This window comes from Erythrobacter sp. (assembly GCF_038133525.1).
GTDB lineage: Bacteria > Pseudomonadota > Alphaproteobacteria > Sphingomonadales > Sphingomonadaceae > Qipengyuania.
Genome location: NZ_JAYPTL010000031.1, coordinates 24,425 through 39,231, shown reverse-complemented (window position 1 = coordinate 39,231; position 14,807 = coordinate 24,425). Strand labels below are relative to the sequence as shown.

Sequence of the window (14,807 nt, the reverse complement as noted above, 5' to 3'; positions counted from 1 at the left end):
GCTCGACATCGCGCTCGAACAGCTCAAGGTGCTTTATCTGCTGGGATCGCTCTACTTCCGCCCGCAGGGCGACTACAAATCGCCCGATGCGCCCTATCCCGCGTGGTTCCTTGATCCGAATGTCAGTGGGCCGTTGGCCAACTTCCAGGGGGCCCTGGCGGGGGTTGAAGCTGCGATCGATGCCGAGAACACGACCCGGCGCGTGCCCTATCCCTTCCTCAAGCCCAGTCTGATCCCGAGCAGCACAAACATCTGAGCTGATTCGACCCGCGGACCGCCCGCCTCATGCGAAGTGGGCGGTCCGCGGTGTCGAGGTGCTGCTGTCCGACTTGCAAGAATCCCACCTATCGGCGTTGTGATCTCAGGGGCGTTGCTGCCCGCTGCCGTGGACCAGATACTTGAAGCTGGTGAGCTGTTCGAGGCCCACCGGGCCGCGCGCATGCATCTTGCCGGTCGCAATGCCTATCTCGGCACCCATGCCGAATTCGCCGCCGTCGGCGAACTGGGTCGAGGCGTTGTGCATCACGATGGCGCTGTCGATCGAAGTCATGAAGCGGCGCGCCGCTTCGGCATCTTCGGCCATGATCGCGTCGGTATGATGCGAGCTATGGGCATCGACCCAGGCGATGCCTTTGTCGAGCCCGTCGACTACCTTCACTGATGCGATGGTATCGAGATACTCGGTATCCCAATCCTCCTCGTTGGCGGGGAGAATGCGGCTGTCGAATGCAACGGCTTCGGCATCGCCGCGCAGCTCGCAATCGTCGCCCATGATCGTCGCCAGGCGAGGAATGAAATCCTTTGCCACCGCGCGGTCGACCACGATGCTCTCGGTCGCCCCGCACACGCCGGTGCGGCGCAGCTTGGCATTGCGGATTACCTGTGCCGCCTTGTCGAGATCGGCGCTGGCGTGGACGTAGGTGTGGCAATTGCCGTCGAGGTGGAGAAGGGTGGGGACCTTGGCCCGGTCGCGAACCAGCTCGACCAGCCCACGCCCGCCGCGCGGGATGACCAGGTCGACATGCTCGACCGCCTCGAGCAGCGCCGTGACCGCTTCGCGATCGGGCGTCTGGATCGTCTGCACAGCATGAGGGGGAAGGCCCGCCGCGGTGAGGCCCGCCTGCATGCATTCGACGATCACGCGGGTCGAATGGCGGCTTTCCGAACCGCCACGCAGGATCACCGCATTGCCGCTCTTGAGGCACAGCGCGCTGGCATCGGCACCGACGTTGGGGCGCGATTCATAGATCATCCCGATCACCCCGATCGGCACCGCGACGCGTTCGATGACCAGGCCGTTGGGCCGTTCGGTGGTCGCCAATATGCGGCCAACGGGATCGGGCAACTGGGCAATGTCTTCCAGAGCGGTGGCCATGCCCTCGATCCGGTCAGGGGTCAGCCGCAGCCGGTCGATGAAGCTTTCGGGCTTGCTCCCGGCGACGCTGGCGACGTCCTGCGAATTGGCAGCGAGCAGCTCGTCAGTCCGCTGGCGAAGGGCTTGTGCCGCGGCATGCAGCGCGGCGTTCTTCGCCTCGGTCGAAGCCGTGGCTAGTCCGCGCGCCGCGGCGCGGGCGCGGGTGCCCAGTTCGTGGACGTGGATGCGGGGATCGGGGGTCTGGTCGGTCATGGATATCTGTGGGTTCGGGGTTCAGCGCAGTTCGACTGCGCGAGTGTAGGCGGCTTCGAGCGTTTCGCGAAGCCTTTGCGAAAGCCCGTCATCGCCGTTGAGCGCGGCAAGGCCCGCGGCGGTGGTGCCGCCCTTGCTGGTCACCGAATTGCGCAGCTCGGCAAGATCGGCGTCCTGGTCTGCCAAGGCCATGGCGACTGCGCCGTCGATGGTGCCCAGCACCATGGCGCGCGCGTCTTCCGGGGCAAAGCCCTGCGCGATGGCGGCTTCGACATAGGCGCGGGCGAATTCGAAGACATAGCCTGGGCCGGAGCCGGAGACAGCGGTGACGCGGTCGATCATGTCCTCGTTCTCGACGACGACGGCCGTACCCGTCCGTTGCATCATGTCGCGGGCATGGGTGAGGGGGGCGCCCTCGGCACCTGGCCCGGCGCATAGTCCGCTGACACCCTTGCCCACGGCCGCCGGGAGGTTGGGCATGACCCGAACCACGGGTGCATCACTCATCAGGCGCGAAAGCCGGGCGATGGAACAGCCAGCCGCGATCGACAGCACATAGCCGCCCTCGGCCAACAGGCCGGCATAGCTTGGCATCACCTCGTCGATCATCTGCGGCTTGATCGCGACGATGACGACATCGAAGGGCGCTTCGGGCAGGTCGGAGCGATCGCGCACCAGGCGCGCGCCATCGGGGACGGCATCGAGCATGGGATCGACCACGGTGAATGCCTCACCGCCATCCATCCAATGCGAAAGAAGAGCTCCGCCCATCTTTCCGCATCCGACCATCAAGATATTCGAGTACTTTATATTTACCTCAGCATATTTAAGTTATGAATAAGTAATAATGAAACTATATTATTAAATACTTGAATAACACTTGAATTCAAAATTTAATCACGTACCCGGTTGTGCGGGGATCGGCTGCTACCTAAATTGCGCATCACAAATTTCAACCCGCTCCGATATTTAAATGTGATCGATTCAATGAACATTGTTGTCAAAATCGGTTCGGCCTTGCTGGCCAACCAGGACCTCCTCACCCCGCGTTTCGGCTTTCTGCAACGCCTGATGGAAGATGTCACGCGCCTGCGCAGTACCGGGCGCAACGTCATCATCTGTTCGTCAGGGTCGGTGGCATTGGGCCTGCGCATCGTCGGCGAAACGGCAGAGAGCGCCGGTGTCTCCGACAAGCAGGCCGCCGCGGCTTGCGGCATGCCACTGCTGCTCAACGCCTATCGCCAGGTTGGGCACGAATTCGGGCTGGAGATCGCGCAGGTGCTCCTGACCTTGGGAGATTTCGAGGATCACCGGCGTTTCCTCAATACCCGGAACACGGTCCACCGGCTGCTCGAGGCGGGCGTGATACCGATCATCAACGAAAACGATTCCATCACGACCGAAGAAATCCGGGTCGGCGACAACGATCGGCTGGCGGCCAAGGTCGCGCAGATGATTGGGGCCAAGGAGTTCATCATCCTGACCGGGGTCGATGGCCTCTACGATCGCAATCCCGATGACCCGGATGCACAGTTCGTGCCCGAAGTGGCCGATGTCTCGCAGTATATGGAGGCAACCCGCGGCAAAAGCCTTCTGGGTACGGGCGGCATGGCCACCAAGCTCCAGGCCGCGAACATGGCGCAGGAGGCCGGCTGCACCACCTGGATCGCCCGCGGCGATGCGGATCGGCCGCTGTCGACCGTGCTCGACGGCGAACGGAGGGCCACTCGCATCACCGCGCATCCCGATCCGCAATCCAGTTGGGATAGCTGGATCACCAACCGTCTGCAGATGGCTGGCAGCCTGGTGGTGTCCGAAGCGGTTGCGGATGAGCTGGCAAGCAGGCAGCGCTCCATCCGGCGCGAGGACGTGCTCTCCATGGAAGGCGATTTCACCCGAGGTGACGTGCTCCACGTCTACGATCCGGGTGGAACCGAAAGGGCGCGCGGATTGAGCGATTTCTCATCCGAGGAGATCCGGGTTTTGACCCACAATCCCGAAACAGATGCGGAGCAATTGCTGGGCTACCGCACGCATGGTGAGATCGTGCGCAGCGCCAATCTGGTCCCCCTCGAAACGCGACACCTGTTGTGGGATGCCCCCGAAGCAATCGTTTGACCGACGCCATATGCCGCTGGTCGAAAAATTGCCGACCTGACTTGAAACCAAAGCGCGCCATGCGCATTATTGCATTTGCGGACCGGGCCCCTCTGGCGGGTGGTTGAAAGACCCCCGTGATGTCGGACCGCATCGGACATGCCGATGCGAGCTGGCGGGCCCCTTTCCCCCCTCCTACCAGCCCTCTGGCCGTATCGGCTGTCCGATCGTTTTAGCTTCCCGATGGAGACTACGATGACGGCCCGAATGTTTCGACTGACCCAGATCCACCAGCGGATCGACGAACGCCTGCGCCTGGAGCTGCGCAAACTGCGCCCCGATCGCTCAGAGCTGTCGCGGCTCGCCAATCTCAAGCTACGCGCCAAGCTGGCGCTCAACCGGATTGCGCTGCGGCCCGTGACGGCCTGATGGCGTCAGCGCGTCCAGCGCGGCCGCGGCGGTTCGCTTCCCCCATCGCGACGCCGCCGCGGCTACTCAAGGCCCGGGACAGGGGCCGGTTAACAGGGACATAAGATGATGGAATTCCTTACAGCCGACTGGCTCGGCACGCCCGCATGGTTCTGGGCGGCCTTCCTTGCGATCGTCGCCTTGCTTACCGTGTTCGACCTGGGGGTCCTGCACAAAGAGGACCGCGAGCTCGGGATCAAGGAGAGCCTCAAGCTTTCTGCCTTCTACATTGCAGTGGCCATGGCCTTCGGCACCTGGGTGTGGTTCGAGCGGGGTGGCGAGGCCGGCATGGCCTATTTCACCGGTTTCTTCATCGAGAAGGCGCTGTCGATCGACAATGTCTTCGTTATCAGCCTGATCTTCACCTATTTCGCTATTCCCGCGAAGTTCCAGTATCGCGCGCTGCTCTGGGGGATCCTGGCGGTGATCGTGCTGCGCGGGCTGATGATCGCAGGCGGCGCGGCAATCCTCGCCGAAGCCTATTGGGTGCTGTACATCTTCGCTGCCTTCCTCATCGTCACCGGGATCAAGATGTTCTTCGCCGGCGATGAGCCCATGGACGTGGCAAACAATCCTGCGGTGAAGTTCATCAGCAACCACATGCGGGTGACACCCGAACTTCACGACCAGCATTTCTTCGTGAAGGTGAAGGACGAGAAGACCGGCAAGCTGGTGCGGGCGGCGACCCCGCTATTCCTTGCCCTGGTGGTCATCAACCTGGCGGACCTGGTGTTCGCGCTCGACAGCGTGCCGGCGATCTTTGCGATCACCACCGACACCTTCATCGTCTACACCAGCAATATCTTCGCCATCCTGGGCTTGCGCGCGCTCTATTTCGCCCTGGCGGCGATGGTGCATCGCTTCCACTATCTGAAATATGCCCTGGCTGCGGTGCTGGTGTTTATCGGTTCGAAGATCTTCGTCAGCGATTTCCTGCTGAGCGGCGGCAAATTCCCGGCCTGGCTGAGCCTTGCGGTTACAGCGGCTCTGATTGCTGCGGGCGTACTCTATTCGCTGTGGAAGACGCGAGGGAACCCGGAGCCGGATTGGCCGGCCCCGGGCTGAGTTTGGCCGGTTCCAAGAATTGCGTCAGGCCGAACCCATCGCCGAACTGGCTTTACCTAAAGTTGCGGAAAGTTGCGTGCCTGTGCTCTGCAAGGCCGTGACTGCAGCAAGGGCAACCAGCGCCACGATAAGGCCGTATTCGATTGCCGTGGCGCCGCGGCTGTCTTTCATCAGCTTAGTGAGGAAAGTCATTGCGCTTATCCCGTTCCAAAACCTTTGTTCGTCCGTTTTATCTCCAACCAATGGTTAGTTTTGGGTTTGTGGCATTGGTGAATGCTCGTCCGCTGCGAACGGCAGGGGACAGCCCGGCGAACTTCACTTGGCGTTCATCGGGGTGCTGGCTATAGGCTTGCCGCATGACGACGCCTTCGCATTCCAAGCATAAGCTGTTTCTTGCCGCCCTTGTAGTCGGGGCCAGTGTCCTGACCGCTGGCTGCGCGAGTCGCCGGGGGGGCGATAACCTCAAGAACACCGCCTACGTCGCGCGTGACGTCGAAACGCTGTATGCGGAGGCCAAGCGGCGCCTCGATGGCGGAGCTCCCAAGATCGCTGCGGCCTTGTTCGACGAGGTCGAACGTCAGCACCCCTACTCGCCCTGGGCCCGCCGTGCGCAATTGATGGGTGCCTTCAGCAACTACGTCGCACAGGAATACAATCCTGCGATCCAAGCCGCACAGCGCTTCCTTTCGATCCATCCGGGTAACAAGGACGCGCCGTATGCCTACTATCTGATCGGCCTTTGCTATTACGAGCAGATCAGCGACATTCAGCGTGACCAGAAGGTGACCGAACAGGCGCTGACCGCCTTGCAGGAGGTCAATCGCCGGTTCCCGACAACACAATATGCAGCCGATGCACGATTGAAGATCGATCTGGTGCAGGACCACCTTGCCGGCAAGGAAATGGAAATCGGCCGCTATTACGAGAAGTCAGGCAAGTGGATCGCTGCGCAGATCCGTTTCCAGAATGTTGTCGACAGCTATCAGACGACCAGCCACGTGCCCGAGGCGCTCTATCGGCTGACGGAAACCAGCCTGGCGCTGGGCCTGCCCGCCGAAGCGGTGAAGTATGCTGCGGTGCTGGGGGCAAATTATCCCGGCAGCGAATGGTACGAGAAGGCGTTCGGACTGGTCCAGAAGCACGCCGAAGGCGTTAGCGCGACCTGATCACGGCCTTTGGCGGCGGCGGCGGATCGGCCGCCAGAAGCTTTCCCGAGCAGGGGCCATCGAAATCCAGGCCGCCCTGGCACAACTGATTGCGCCCTTCGCTCTTTGCACGATAGAGCGCGGCGTCGGCACGTTGATAGAGCTTGCGCCATGATTCCTCGCAGGCGATCACGCCTTCCGACAGTCCGATACTGACGGTAACCTGCCTGCCGTGTGGCATCGGAGCTGTACGGACATCCTGCAGCAAGGCCAGCGCATGCGGCCCGGTCACATCTTCAACCGGGCCGAGCAGGGCGAATTCCTCACCACCAATGCGCGCCGGCAGGACGCCGGGGATCGCGTGGCTGCCGATGATCTCCGCTATCTCGCACAGGACCTGATCGCCCATTTCGTGCCCGCATTCGTCATTGATCCCCTTGAAGTGGTCGATGTCGATGATCATCAGCCCGCAATTCGAGCCTTCGAGCGTCGGGTGCCGCAACCGGTCGAAAACGGCACGGCGGTTTGCGAGGCCGGTCAGCGGATCGGTATGGGCCTGCTGACGCGCCTGTTGCTGCAGTGTTAGCAGCTGGATCACGCGTGACTGGTTCGCGCTGATCATGATGTACTGGAACGCGCCTGCGAGGGTCAGGCTGAGCGCAGCTGCCAGCTCGGCCGGATTGCCCGAGAGGATCATGAGCACAGAGATCGGTACCAGGTCGATCACCAGGTTGACGACGGCCCCAACCTTCACGTGTGAGAGACAAAAGGCGGTGGCTATGCCGCCCATGACGAGGATGATCGGGAAATGCATTCGCGCTTCGACCGGGGCGGCAAGCCAGCTGAGGATGCACCAGCTGGTACATATGATCGCGCCGAAACAGGAGGAAAGCGAAGACTCGAAGAGAAATTTCCGCGCGCGCCACGGCTTGGCGTCGAACTTCCAGTCGCTGCGCAGGGCAAACAGGGAGAAGACGCAATAGCAGGCCATGACCGTGGGCAGCGCAAAGCGGACGAAGGGATGTGCATCCTCCGCCCCGGCGAACATGGCGATAATCGAATTGATGAACATTGCCCTGAACAGCCAGGGCGATTGGCGCTGGAGCTCCTTCGCGGCATGGACGAAATAATCGTCCCGTATCGCGTCGGGGAGATCGGGGACCGCCCGATCCAGCCAGCTCTGAGCCTTCGCAGCCATGCGGCAAGTATTAAACTCGAAATATCTAAATAACTGCTAATCGGTGATTTGCGCAGTTTTCGTGCTAAGCGGACCATTGCAATATCGTTGCAAGCGAAACGAGCAGGCTCACAAGCGCCGACAAGTCCTCGTCTATCGATGCCTCGCCGCTCCAGACCGCGCGCTATCACCGCGCATCTGTTCGTATAACTCAGGCGGGCGGTGACGTCCGCCGCGCGCTGCGCTACAGATTCGGGCGATGCTGACCCGGCTCGCCATCCGCAATATCGTGCTCATCGAAGCACTTGAGCTCGATTTCGGGCGCGGACTCGGCGTGCTGACGGGTGAAACAGGGGCGGGCAAGTCGATCCTGCTCGATGCGCTGGGCCTGGTGCTGGGCAATCGCGCGGACAGCGGGCTGGTGCGCGCGGGTGAAGACAAGGCTGGGGTCACTGCCAGTTTCGAATTCGCGGTGCTGCCGGCCGCCATCGCAGAATTGCTTGAAGATGCCGATATCGAGATCGAGGACGGCGAACCGCTGATCCTGCGTCGCCAGCTCAAGGCCGACGGCAAGAGCAAGGCCTTCGTCAACGACCAGTCGGTCAGCGCCGGCCTACTGCGCGAACTCGCACCGTTCCTGGTCGAATTGCACGGCCAGCACGATGATCGCGGCCTGGTCAATCCGCGCGGGCACCGGGCACTGCTCGATCGTTATGCCGGCGCCGAGGCGGGGCGAGTCGAGGAATACTGGCGCAAATGGCGCGGTGCCGAAGAGCGGCTGGCCGAGGCGCGCGAGGCGGTGGAAACCGCCAAGGCCGATCAGGACCTGCTGCTCGCGCATCTCGCCGAGCTGACCGCGCTCGAGCCGCAGGCGGGCGAAGAGGCCCGGCTCGCGGAAACGCGCGCCTCGATGCAGAAGGGCGAGAAGCTCTCGGGCGATCTCGAGGAACTGCGGCATATCTGGGAAGGCTCGGACTCGCCGCTTGCATCGCTGCGTGTTGCTGCGCGCAGGCTCGACCGGATCGCGCCAGAACATCCGCTGTTGGCGGAGGCGCTGGCCGCGCTCGATCGCGCGGTCATCGAGGCGGGGGAGGCGGAGGACAAGCTGCAGGCGGCTGCTGAGGCGCTGGAGTATGACCCGCAGGCGCTGGAAGCGGCGGAGACGCGGCTGTTCGACTTGCGCGCGCTTGCCCGCAAGCATCGCTGCGAAGTCGACGAATTGCCCGAGAAGATGCGCGAATTCCGCAAGGCGCTTGAGACCATCGAAGGCGGTGAGGCAGAACTCGACGCGCTCGAGGCGGCGGCCAAGGATGCCGGTCAACGCTATCGCGCCGAAGCGGAAGCGCTGCACGCCAACCGTGTGGCCGCGGCGCTGCGGCTCGACGAGGCGGTCGCGCGCGAACTCGCCCCGCTCAAGCTCGATGCCGCGCGCTTCCGCACGGCAGTGACCGAGCAGCCGGAGGAGCGCTGGGGTGCGCATGGCATCGACACGGTCGAATTCCTCATCGCAACCAACCCAGGCGCGGATTTTGCACCTCTCAACAAGATCGCCAGCGGCGGCGAACTGTCGCGCTTCATCCTCGCGCTCAAGGTCGCCTTGGCCGAGCAGGGCGGGGCGGCGACGGTGATCTTCGACGAAATCGACCGCGGTGTGGGCGGCGCGGTGGCGAGCGCGATCGGCGAACGCCTCGCGCGGCTGGCGGCGGACGGGCAACTGCTCGCGGTGACCCACTCACCGCAGGTCGCCGCGCGCGGGCGCACGCATTACATGATCGCGAAGTCGTCAGAGGGCACGGTGACCCGCACCGGCGTGGTGCTGCTCGACGAGGCCGGGCGGCAGGAAGAGATCGCCCGCATGCTCAGCGGTGCCGAAGTTACGCCAGAGGCGCGAGCGCAGGCGGACCGGCTGCTGGAGGGGGTTTGACAGGCGTCCTGTTCGACCGGCGTGAGTTCGTCGGATTTTCTGCCGTGGCACTGCTGGCGGCTTGCACCACGACGACGGAAGGTACCGAGGCAATGAAAGAACTCTACGGGATCGTCGGCCAGATGAAGGCCGCGCCGGGCAAGCGGGCCGAACTGATCGGCTACCTGATGGAAGGCACGCAGGCGATGCCTGGCAATCTCGCCTATATCATCGCCGAAGACCTGGCCGATCCCGACAGCATCTGGATTACCGAGGTCTGGCGTTCGAAGGACGATCACGCCGCCAGCCTGTCGCTCCCCTCGGTGCAGAAAGCGATTGCCAAGGGGCGGCCGCTGATCGCTGGTTTCGGTACGCGCGTCGAAACGCGTCCGCTCGGTATGGGCACGGTCTAACTTCCGATCAGGTCTCACCCTCGCGCTGGCTGAGGTAGATCAGCGTCAGCATCGCCATCGCGCCGAATACCCACGAACCATGGTCCGGTCCCTGGCCATTGGGCATCTGCCACAGCTGATATCCCGCCACGGCGATCACCTGGAACAGGCCCCACCAATTGGCGATGGCGCAGCCGAGGCCGATCTTGGCCCAACGCTTTGCCTCCTGGAATGCCTCGGTCTTGCCGCTGCGCGCCCGCCACATGGCCCATGCACCGCGGATGCAGAAGATACCGGCGGCGAGTTCCAGCCCGAACACCAGCGCCATGGCCGCGACTACCAATCCCGGGTGCGGCACGGGGAACAGCGTTACGGGGTAGGCTTCCTGTCCCTGGTGGCTCGTCACATAGACAAAGAACTCATAGGCCGCGCCGAGGTTGGCGAGATTATGCGCGACATAGACCAGGGCCATCGACCCGATGATCAGGCTGGTGAGAATCTTGAGATTGCGGTCGATCATCGGCTTCCCCCTTCCGATTGTGCGACCTCGATGGTCGGCACTTTCCGTGCCGCCCCGGCTCATGCATAGCCTGTGCCATGGGAATCGACCAAACTGCCCCTGTGGACATGACCGAAGCCGATGCCGCCAATGAGCTGATGCGGCTGGCCAAGCAGATCGCCTATCACGACCGGCTCTATCACGCCGAAGACACGCCCGAGATCACCGATCCCGAATATGATGCGCTGGTGCGACGCAATGCCGCGATCGAGGCGGCGTTCCCGCATCTCGTTCGCGATGACAGTCCATCGCGCAAGGTCGGCTTCGCGATTGCCGCCTCGCCGCTGAGCAAGGTGACGCATGAGGTTCGCATGATGAGCCTCGACAACGCCTTTTCCGCCGAAGAGGTCGAGGAGTGGGTGGCGCGCGTGCGGCGCTTCCTGGCCCTTCCCGAAGACGAGGCGATCGCCTTCACCGCGGAGGACAAGATCGATGGCCTGTCCTGTTCTCTGCGATACGAGAATGGCGTGCTGGTGCGCGCGGCGACGCGCGGCGATGGCCAGGTCGGTGAAGACGTGACGGCGAATGTCCAGCACATTGTCGACATCCCCAAAATGCTGCGCGGAAACGCACCCGAGATTTTCGAGGTTCGCGGCGAAGTCTACATGGAAAAACAGGCTTTTGCTGCGCTCAACGCAGCGAAGCAAGAGGTGGGCGGAAAGCTCTTCGCCAACCCGCGAAATGCTGCAGCCGGATCGCTGCGGCAGAAGGATGCCAATGTCACGGCGCAGCGCCCATTGCGCTTCTGGGCGCATGGCTGGGGTGCAGCCTCGGACATACCGGCGACCACGCAGCACGGCATGGTCGAGATCCTGCGCGCTTGGGGTTTTCCGATCTCGCCGCAGTTTACGCAGGTCGACGGGGTCGAAGGCCTCCTCTCGCGCTATGCGGCGATCGGCAAGGCCCGGCCCGATCTGCCCTATGAAATCGACGGGGTGGTTTACAAGGTCGACCGGCTCGACTGGCAGCAGCGGCTTGGTTTCGTCGCCAAGGCGCCGCGCTGGGCGCTGGCGCACAAATTCCCCGCCGAGCGCGCGGAAACCACGCTGGAGGCGATCGACATCCAGGTTGGCCGCACGGGGAAGCTGACCCCGGTGGGCCGTCTTGCTCCGGTACTGGTCGGCGGGGTGACGGTGACCAACGTCACACTGCACAACCGCGACGAGATCGGGCGGCTGGGCGTTCGCCCCGGCGATCGCATCGTGATCCAGCGCGCGGGCGACGTGATCCCGCAAGTGGTCGAGAACCTGACGCGCGATGTGGAGCGCGAGCGCTTCGTCTTCCCCGACCACTGCCCGGTGTGCGGCAGCGAGGCTGTGGCCGAAGACGGTGAGGTCGACGTGCGCTGCACCGGCGGGCTGATCTGCAAGGCGCAGCAATTCGAACGGCTGAGGCATTTTGTCAGCCGCGCGGCGCTCGACATCGAGGGCCTGGGCGAAAAGAGCATCGCCGAGTTCATGGAATTGGGTTGGCTCGACAGGGGGCCGCCCGACATTTTCCGCCTGCGTGACCATCGCAATGACCTGATCGGGCGCGAGGGCTGGCAGGAAAAATCGGTCGACAACCTCCTCGCCAGTATCGAGTCCAAACGGACCCCCGATGCGGCGCGGCTGCTGTTCGGTCTCGGTATCCGCCACGTCGGCGCGGTGACCGCGCGCGACCTGATGAAGAACTTCCACGAACTGCCCGTGCTGCGTGCAACCGCCGAGAATGCGCATGCGGGGGAAGCCGAGGCATTAGCGGCTTTGACCAGTATCGATGGCATCGGCGGTGCGGTGGTCGAGGCGCTCGGCGATTTCTTCCACGAAGAGCACAATCGCGCCGTATGGGACGATCTGCTCAGCGAAGTGACTCCACCGCCTTACATTGTCGAGACGAAGGACAGCGCCGTCGCAGGCAAGACCGTGGTCTTCACCGGCAAGCTCGAAACCATGAGCCGTGACGAGGCCAAGGCGCAGGCTGAGCGGCTGGGCGCCAAGGCAGCAGGATCGGTGAGCGCCAAGACCGACCTTGTGGTTGCAGGACCGGGGGCGGGGAGCAAGCTCAAGAAGGCGGCCGAACTCGGCATAGAAGTGATCGACGAAGCGGCCTGGGCGGAGATCGTCAAGGCAGCGGGTTAGGGGGATGTACAATGCGGGGGATGGCGTGGTTGGTGGGTGCGGCCTGTCTGGCGCTTGCTGCCTGTTCGGCAGGCGAAGCCGCTCCCACAGCCGTATTTGATCGCCTTTCCATCGAGGATGCGGCCCATGGCGAACGGGTCGCCGCAGTGCTCGGATGCAGCGGCTGTCACGGCAAGGATTTGCGCGGTACCGACTGGAGCGATGAGCTGGGCGTCCTGTGGACCGCGAATCTCACCCGCAGCGCCGCGCAGCACAGCGATGCCGAACTGGTCGCAATGATCACAACCGGTCGCAAGCCGGGGCGCGAATTGCACGGCATGCCTTCGCATATTTTCACCCAACTTGAACCGGTCGATCTTGCGGCGATCATCGCCTTCATCCGCAGCAAGCCCGTGGGTGGGGACGTCCATCCAGAACCGACCTTCGGACCCGAATTGCAGGAGATGATGAAGGACGGCACCTACAAATCATCGGCGCGGGAAGTTGCCGAAGCTGATGCATCGGTGCCGCCCGTTCTCGGACCGCAGCGTGCGCTGGGCCGCTATATAGTGCGGGCGACTTGTGCGGAGTGCCACGGCCTCGATCTGAAAGGTGGTACACCGCCGTTCCCGGGCGACAAGCCCAGACCTGACCTGACGATGATGGTCCCAGCCTATGAACCGGCCGACTTCACCAAGCTGATGCACAGCGGCATAGCGGCCGGCAATCGGGAGGTCGGCTTGATGAGCGAAGTGGCGCGCAGCCGCTTCGTCAACCTGACCGACGACGAAGTCGAAGCAGTGCGCGGCTATATCGTGGCGCTCGCGGGGAGTGAAAAATGACGCTGGAGGAACTCCACCCACAGGCCTTGCGCATCGCCGCCTTGCTGCGCGCGCGGGGCGAGAAGATCGCTGTCGCCGATGGCGCGACTGGCGGGATGATTGCCGCGAGCCTGCTGACGGTGCCCGGTGCGCTCGATTTCTTCGTGGGGGGCGGGGTGGTCTATTCCTTCCGCGCTCGCGATGCCCTGTTCGCCTTGCCGCGTGATGCCTATGCCGGGATGCGCGGCGCGAGCGAGGACTATGCGCTGCTCCAGGCGCGCGCGATCCGCGACAATTTCGGTGCGCAATGGGGGATTGCGGAGAGCGGATCGGTCGGTGGATCGAGCCATCCGAGCGGTGCGCCTGCGGGCCGCAGCTGCGTCGCAGTGGTCGGGCCACAGGGTGAATGGACCCGCGTCACCGAAACCGGGAGCGACGCGCGGATCGCCAATATGGAGGCTTTCACGCGCGCCGCCCTGGGCTTTCTCGAAGAGGTGCTGGCCTAGCTCATTCGGTCGGGAACGGGCTCTGCTCACAGAGCCAGCGCATCCAGGGCGCCAATGCTGCTGGCCAAGGTGGCAAGGGTGGCAAAGGTCGCCATCGTGGCTATCGAAACCACCTCTGCGGGACGGGCGAAGGTTACCAGCGGCTTCGCGACCTTGCGGAATTCTTCCTTGTAGCGCGGATGCTCGGTGCCCATCCAGCGGTCCCACCAAGTGAAGTAGAGGCCGAAATTGTGGCGTCCCTCGCTATGGTGCAGGTCATGGTGGGTGGTGGTGGTTAGCCAGTCGAGCCAGCGCGTATCGACCCACCCGGCCGGGTGCACTTCTATTCCGGCATGGCCGATAACGTTGCGCAGGATCATCCATGCGAGGAATATGAAGATCGCGAAGTCGATATAGGCGATGCCCATCAGCGAGGTAGCGAGCAGGAACAGGGGCATGAAGGCCGCTTCGGTCACACCCTCCCAGGCCGAAAAGCTGTAGGCCGCCCAGGGCGTGGGCGTGCGCGACTTGTGGTGGTGCAGGTGGGTGGCACGGAACAGCTTGCGGTGGTGCAGCGCGCGATGCATCCAGTAGAAATAGGCATCATGGGCGATGGTTATCGCAACCAGCTGCAGCAGGAATTGCCCCGGCCCGTAAGTGCCTTCGAAGACGGTAATAATGCCGCCTTCGACCAGCAGGACCGTGGTGAGACCGGTCAACGCAAAGAAGAAGACCGTGCGGAAGGACGAGGTGACCTCGCGAATATAGTCCGCGCGGCTGGCGCGGCGTTTCTGTATGCGCCGGGCTTCAGCCCAGCTTCCGGCAAGCCAGAGCAGCAGCGACAATGCGCTGGCCGCGATCAGATAGCGGCCAAGGTCGAAGGTGAAGACGTTTACGAAATGCTCCTGGATGCGTCCGATCCAGAACTCTGTGCTCGTGTGTTCCATCATTGTGACTCATGCTTGAGGT

Annotated in this window: 15 protein-coding genes and 1 pseudogene; 10 read left to right on the top strand and 6 right to left on the bottom strand. The window is 63.2% G+C overall.

Annotated elements, in window-relative coordinates; translation table 11 throughout:
• Positions 1 to 256, top strand: a pseudogene (locus AAFM29_RS09945) (arachidonate 15-lipoxygenase); the annotation flags it as partial.
• A 105-nt stretch (positions 257 to 361) separates the two neighbouring features.
• Here AAFM29_RS09945 and AAFM29_RS09940 read toward each other — a convergent pair.
• Positions 362 to 1,627, bottom strand: a complete 1,266-nt coding sequence (locus tag AAFM29_RS09940; RefSeq protein ID WP_341712648.1) for a glutamate-5-semialdehyde dehydrogenase — start codon at positions 1,625 to 1,627, stop codon at positions 362 to 364.
• A 21-nt stretch (positions 1,628 to 1,648) separates the two neighbouring features.
• The gene (locus AAFM29_RS09935; protein ID WP_341712647.1) at positions 1,649 to 2,416 is read right to left on the bottom strand and encodes a pyrroline-5-carboxylate reductase; all 768 of its coding nucleotides are present in this window, start codon (positions 2,414 to 2,416) and stop codon (positions 1,649 to 1,651) included.
• 198 nt (positions 2,417 to 2,614) lie between these two features.
• Between AAFM29_RS09935 and proB the strand changes: the two genes are divergently transcribed.
• The 3 genes from proB to AAFM29_RS09920 all read left to right on the top strand — a co-directional run bounded on the left by proB (position 2,615) and on the right by AAFM29_RS09920 (position 5,257).
• Positions 2,615 to 3,745 carry a glutamate 5-kinase gene (gene proB, locus AAFM29_RS09930; protein WP_341712646.1) on the top strand — a complete coding sequence of 377 codons (1,131 nt, stop codon included), beginning with the start codon at positions 2,615 to 2,617 and terminating at the stop codon, positions 3,743 to 3,745.
• A 234-nt stretch (positions 3,746 to 3,979) separates the two neighbouring features.
• Positions 3,980 to 4,153 (top strand): hypothetical protein, encoded by a 174-nt coding sequence (locus tag AAFM29_RS09925; protein WP_341712645.1) that lies wholly within the window; start codon positions 3,980 to 3,982, stop codon positions 4,151 to 4,153.
• Positions 4,154 to 4,261: 108 nt separating this feature from the next.
• The gene (locus AAFM29_RS09920; protein WP_341712644.1) at positions 4,262 to 5,257 is read left to right on the top strand and encodes a TerC family protein; all 996 of its coding nucleotides are present in this window, start codon (positions 4,262 to 4,264) and stop codon (positions 5,255 to 5,257) included.
• A gap of 24 nt (positions 5,258 to 5,281) precedes the next feature.
• On the opposite strand, the gene AAFM29_RS09915 is transcribed toward AAFM29_RS09920, so the two are convergent.
• A complete protein-coding gene (locus tag AAFM29_RS09915) occupies positions 5,282 to 5,449 on the bottom strand; it encodes a Flp family type IVb pilin (RefSeq protein ID WP_341712643.1) in 168 nt (55 codons plus the stop codon).
• Positions 5,450 to 5,613: 164 nt separating this feature from the next.
• Between AAFM29_RS09915 and AAFM29_RS09910 the strand changes: the two genes are divergently transcribed.
• Positions 5,614 to 6,423, top strand: a complete 810-nt coding sequence (locus AAFM29_RS09910) for an outer membrane protein assembly factor BamD (protein WP_341712642.1) — start codon at positions 5,614 to 5,616, stop codon at positions 6,421 to 6,423.
• On the opposite strand, the gene AAFM29_RS09905 is transcribed toward AAFM29_RS09910, so the two are convergent.
• Positions 6,410 to 7,600 carry a diguanylate cyclase domain-containing protein gene (locus AAFM29_RS09905; RefSeq protein ID WP_341712641.1) on the bottom strand — a complete coding sequence of 397 codons (1,191 nt, stop codon included), beginning with the start codon at positions 7,598 to 7,600 and terminating at the stop codon, positions 6,410 to 6,412. The two genes, AAFM29_RS09910 and AAFM29_RS09905, sit on opposite strands and share 14 nt — an antisense overlap.
• Before the next feature lie 238 nt (positions 7,601 to 7,838).
• Here AAFM29_RS09905 and recN point away from each other — a divergent pair, with 238 nt between their 5' ends.
• On the top strand, positions 7,839 to 9,503 hold the full coding sequence (recN, locus tag AAFM29_RS09900) for a DNA repair protein RecN (RefSeq protein WP_341712640.1): 1,665 nt from the start codon (positions 7,839 to 7,841) through the stop codon (positions 9,501 to 9,503).
• Entirely contained in the window at positions 9,500 to 9,895 is a 396-nt protein-coding gene (locus AAFM29_RS09895) for a putative quinol monooxygenase (protein ID WP_341712639.1), read from the top strand. The genes recN and AAFM29_RS09895 overlap by 4 nt, the downstream gene beginning before the upstream one ends.
• A gap of 7 nt (positions 9,896 to 9,902) precedes the next feature.
• Here the strand turns inward: AAFM29_RS09895 and AAFM29_RS09890 are convergent, their stop codons facing one another.
• Positions 9,903 to 10,394, bottom strand: coding sequence for a DUF2165 domain-containing protein (locus tag AAFM29_RS09890; protein ID WP_341712638.1), 492 nt, complete (start codon positions 10,392 to 10,394; stop codon positions 9,903 to 9,905).
• Positions 10,395 to 10,471: 77 nt separating this feature from the next.
• Here AAFM29_RS09890 and ligA point away from each other — a divergent pair, with 77 nt between their 5' ends.
• From ligA to AAFM29_RS09875, 3 genes are read left to right on the top strand one after another with little or no spacing between them, the layout of a single operon-like run.
• The gene (gene ligA, locus AAFM29_RS09885) at positions 10,472 to 12,553 is read left to right on the top strand and encodes an NAD-dependent DNA ligase LigA (RefSeq protein WP_341712637.1); all 2,082 of its coding nucleotides are present in this window, start codon (positions 10,472 to 10,474) and stop codon (positions 12,551 to 12,553) included.
• An 11-nt stretch (positions 12,554 to 12,564) separates the two neighbouring features.
• Entirely contained in the window at positions 12,565 to 13,374 is an 810-nt protein-coding gene (locus tag AAFM29_RS09880) for a c-type cytochrome (protein WP_341712636.1), read from the top strand.
• Positions 13,371 to 13,859, top strand: a complete 489-nt coding sequence (locus AAFM29_RS09875) for a CinA family protein (protein ID WP_341712635.1) — start codon at positions 13,371 to 13,373, stop codon at positions 13,857 to 13,859. The genes AAFM29_RS09880 and AAFM29_RS09875 overlap by 4 nt, the downstream gene beginning before the upstream one ends.
• 26 nt (positions 13,860 to 13,885) lie before the next feature.
• Here AAFM29_RS09875 and AAFM29_RS09870 read toward each other — a convergent pair whose 3' ends face one another.
• The gene (locus tag AAFM29_RS09870) at positions 13,886 to 14,785 is read right to left on the bottom strand and encodes a sterol desaturase family protein (protein ID WP_341712634.1); all 900 of its coding nucleotides are present in this window, start codon (positions 14,783 to 14,785) and stop codon (positions 13,886 to 13,888) included.
• Positions 14,786 to 14,807 lie beyond the last annotated feature (22 nt).

Coding starts and splice junctions, on each gene's coding strand:
- AAFM29_RS09870 (WP_341712634.1), bottom strand. CDS start 14,785: ATGGAACACACGAGCACAGAGTTCTGGATCGGACGCATCCAGGAGCAT.
- recN (WP_341712640.1), top strand. CDS start 7,839: ATGCTGACCCGGCTCGCCATCCGCAATATCGTGCTCATCGAAGCACTT.
- ligA (WP_341712637.1), top strand. CDS start 10,472: ATGGGAATCGACCAAACTGCCCCTGTGGACATGACCGAAGCCGATGCC.
- proB (WP_341712646.1), top strand. CDS start 2,615: ATGAACATTGTTGTCAAAATCGGTTCGGCCTTGCTGGCCAACCAGGAC.
- AAFM29_RS09905 (WP_341712641.1), bottom strand. CDS start 7,600: ATGGCTGCGAAGGCTCAGAGCTGGCTGGATCGGGCGGTCCCCGATCTC.
- AAFM29_RS09875 (WP_341712635.1), top strand. CDS start 13,371: ATGACGCTGGAGGAACTCCACCCACAGGCCTTGCGCATCGCCGCCTTG.
- AAFM29_RS09915 (WP_341712643.1), bottom strand. CDS start 5,449: ATGACTTTCCTCACTAAGCTGATGAAAGACAGCCGCGGCGCCACGGCA.
- AAFM29_RS09910 (WP_341712642.1), top strand. CDS start 5,614: ATGACGACGCCTTCGCATTCCAAGCATAAGCTGTTTCTTGCCGCCCTT.
- AAFM29_RS09935 (WP_341712647.1), bottom strand. CDS start 2,416: ATGGTCGGATGCGGAAAGATGGGCGGAGCTCTTCTTTCGCATTGGATG.
- AAFM29_RS09920 (WP_341712644.1), top strand. CDS start 4,262: ATGGAATTCCTTACAGCCGACTGGCTCGGCACGCCCGCATGGTTCTGG.
- AAFM29_RS09890 (WP_341712638.1), bottom strand. CDS start 10,394: ATGATCGACCGCAATCTCAAGATTCTCACCAGCCTGATCATCGGGTCG.
- AAFM29_RS09925 (WP_341712645.1), top strand. CDS start 3,980: ATGACGGCCCGAATGTTTCGACTGACCCAGATCCACCAGCGGATCGAC.
- AAFM29_RS09940 (WP_341712648.1), bottom strand. CDS start 1,627: ATGACCGACCAGACCCCCGATCCCCGCATCCACGTCCACGAACTGGGC.
- AAFM29_RS09880 (WP_341712636.1), top strand. CDS start 12,565: ATGCGGGGGATGGCGTGGTTGGTGGGTGCGGCCTGTCTGGCGCTTGCT.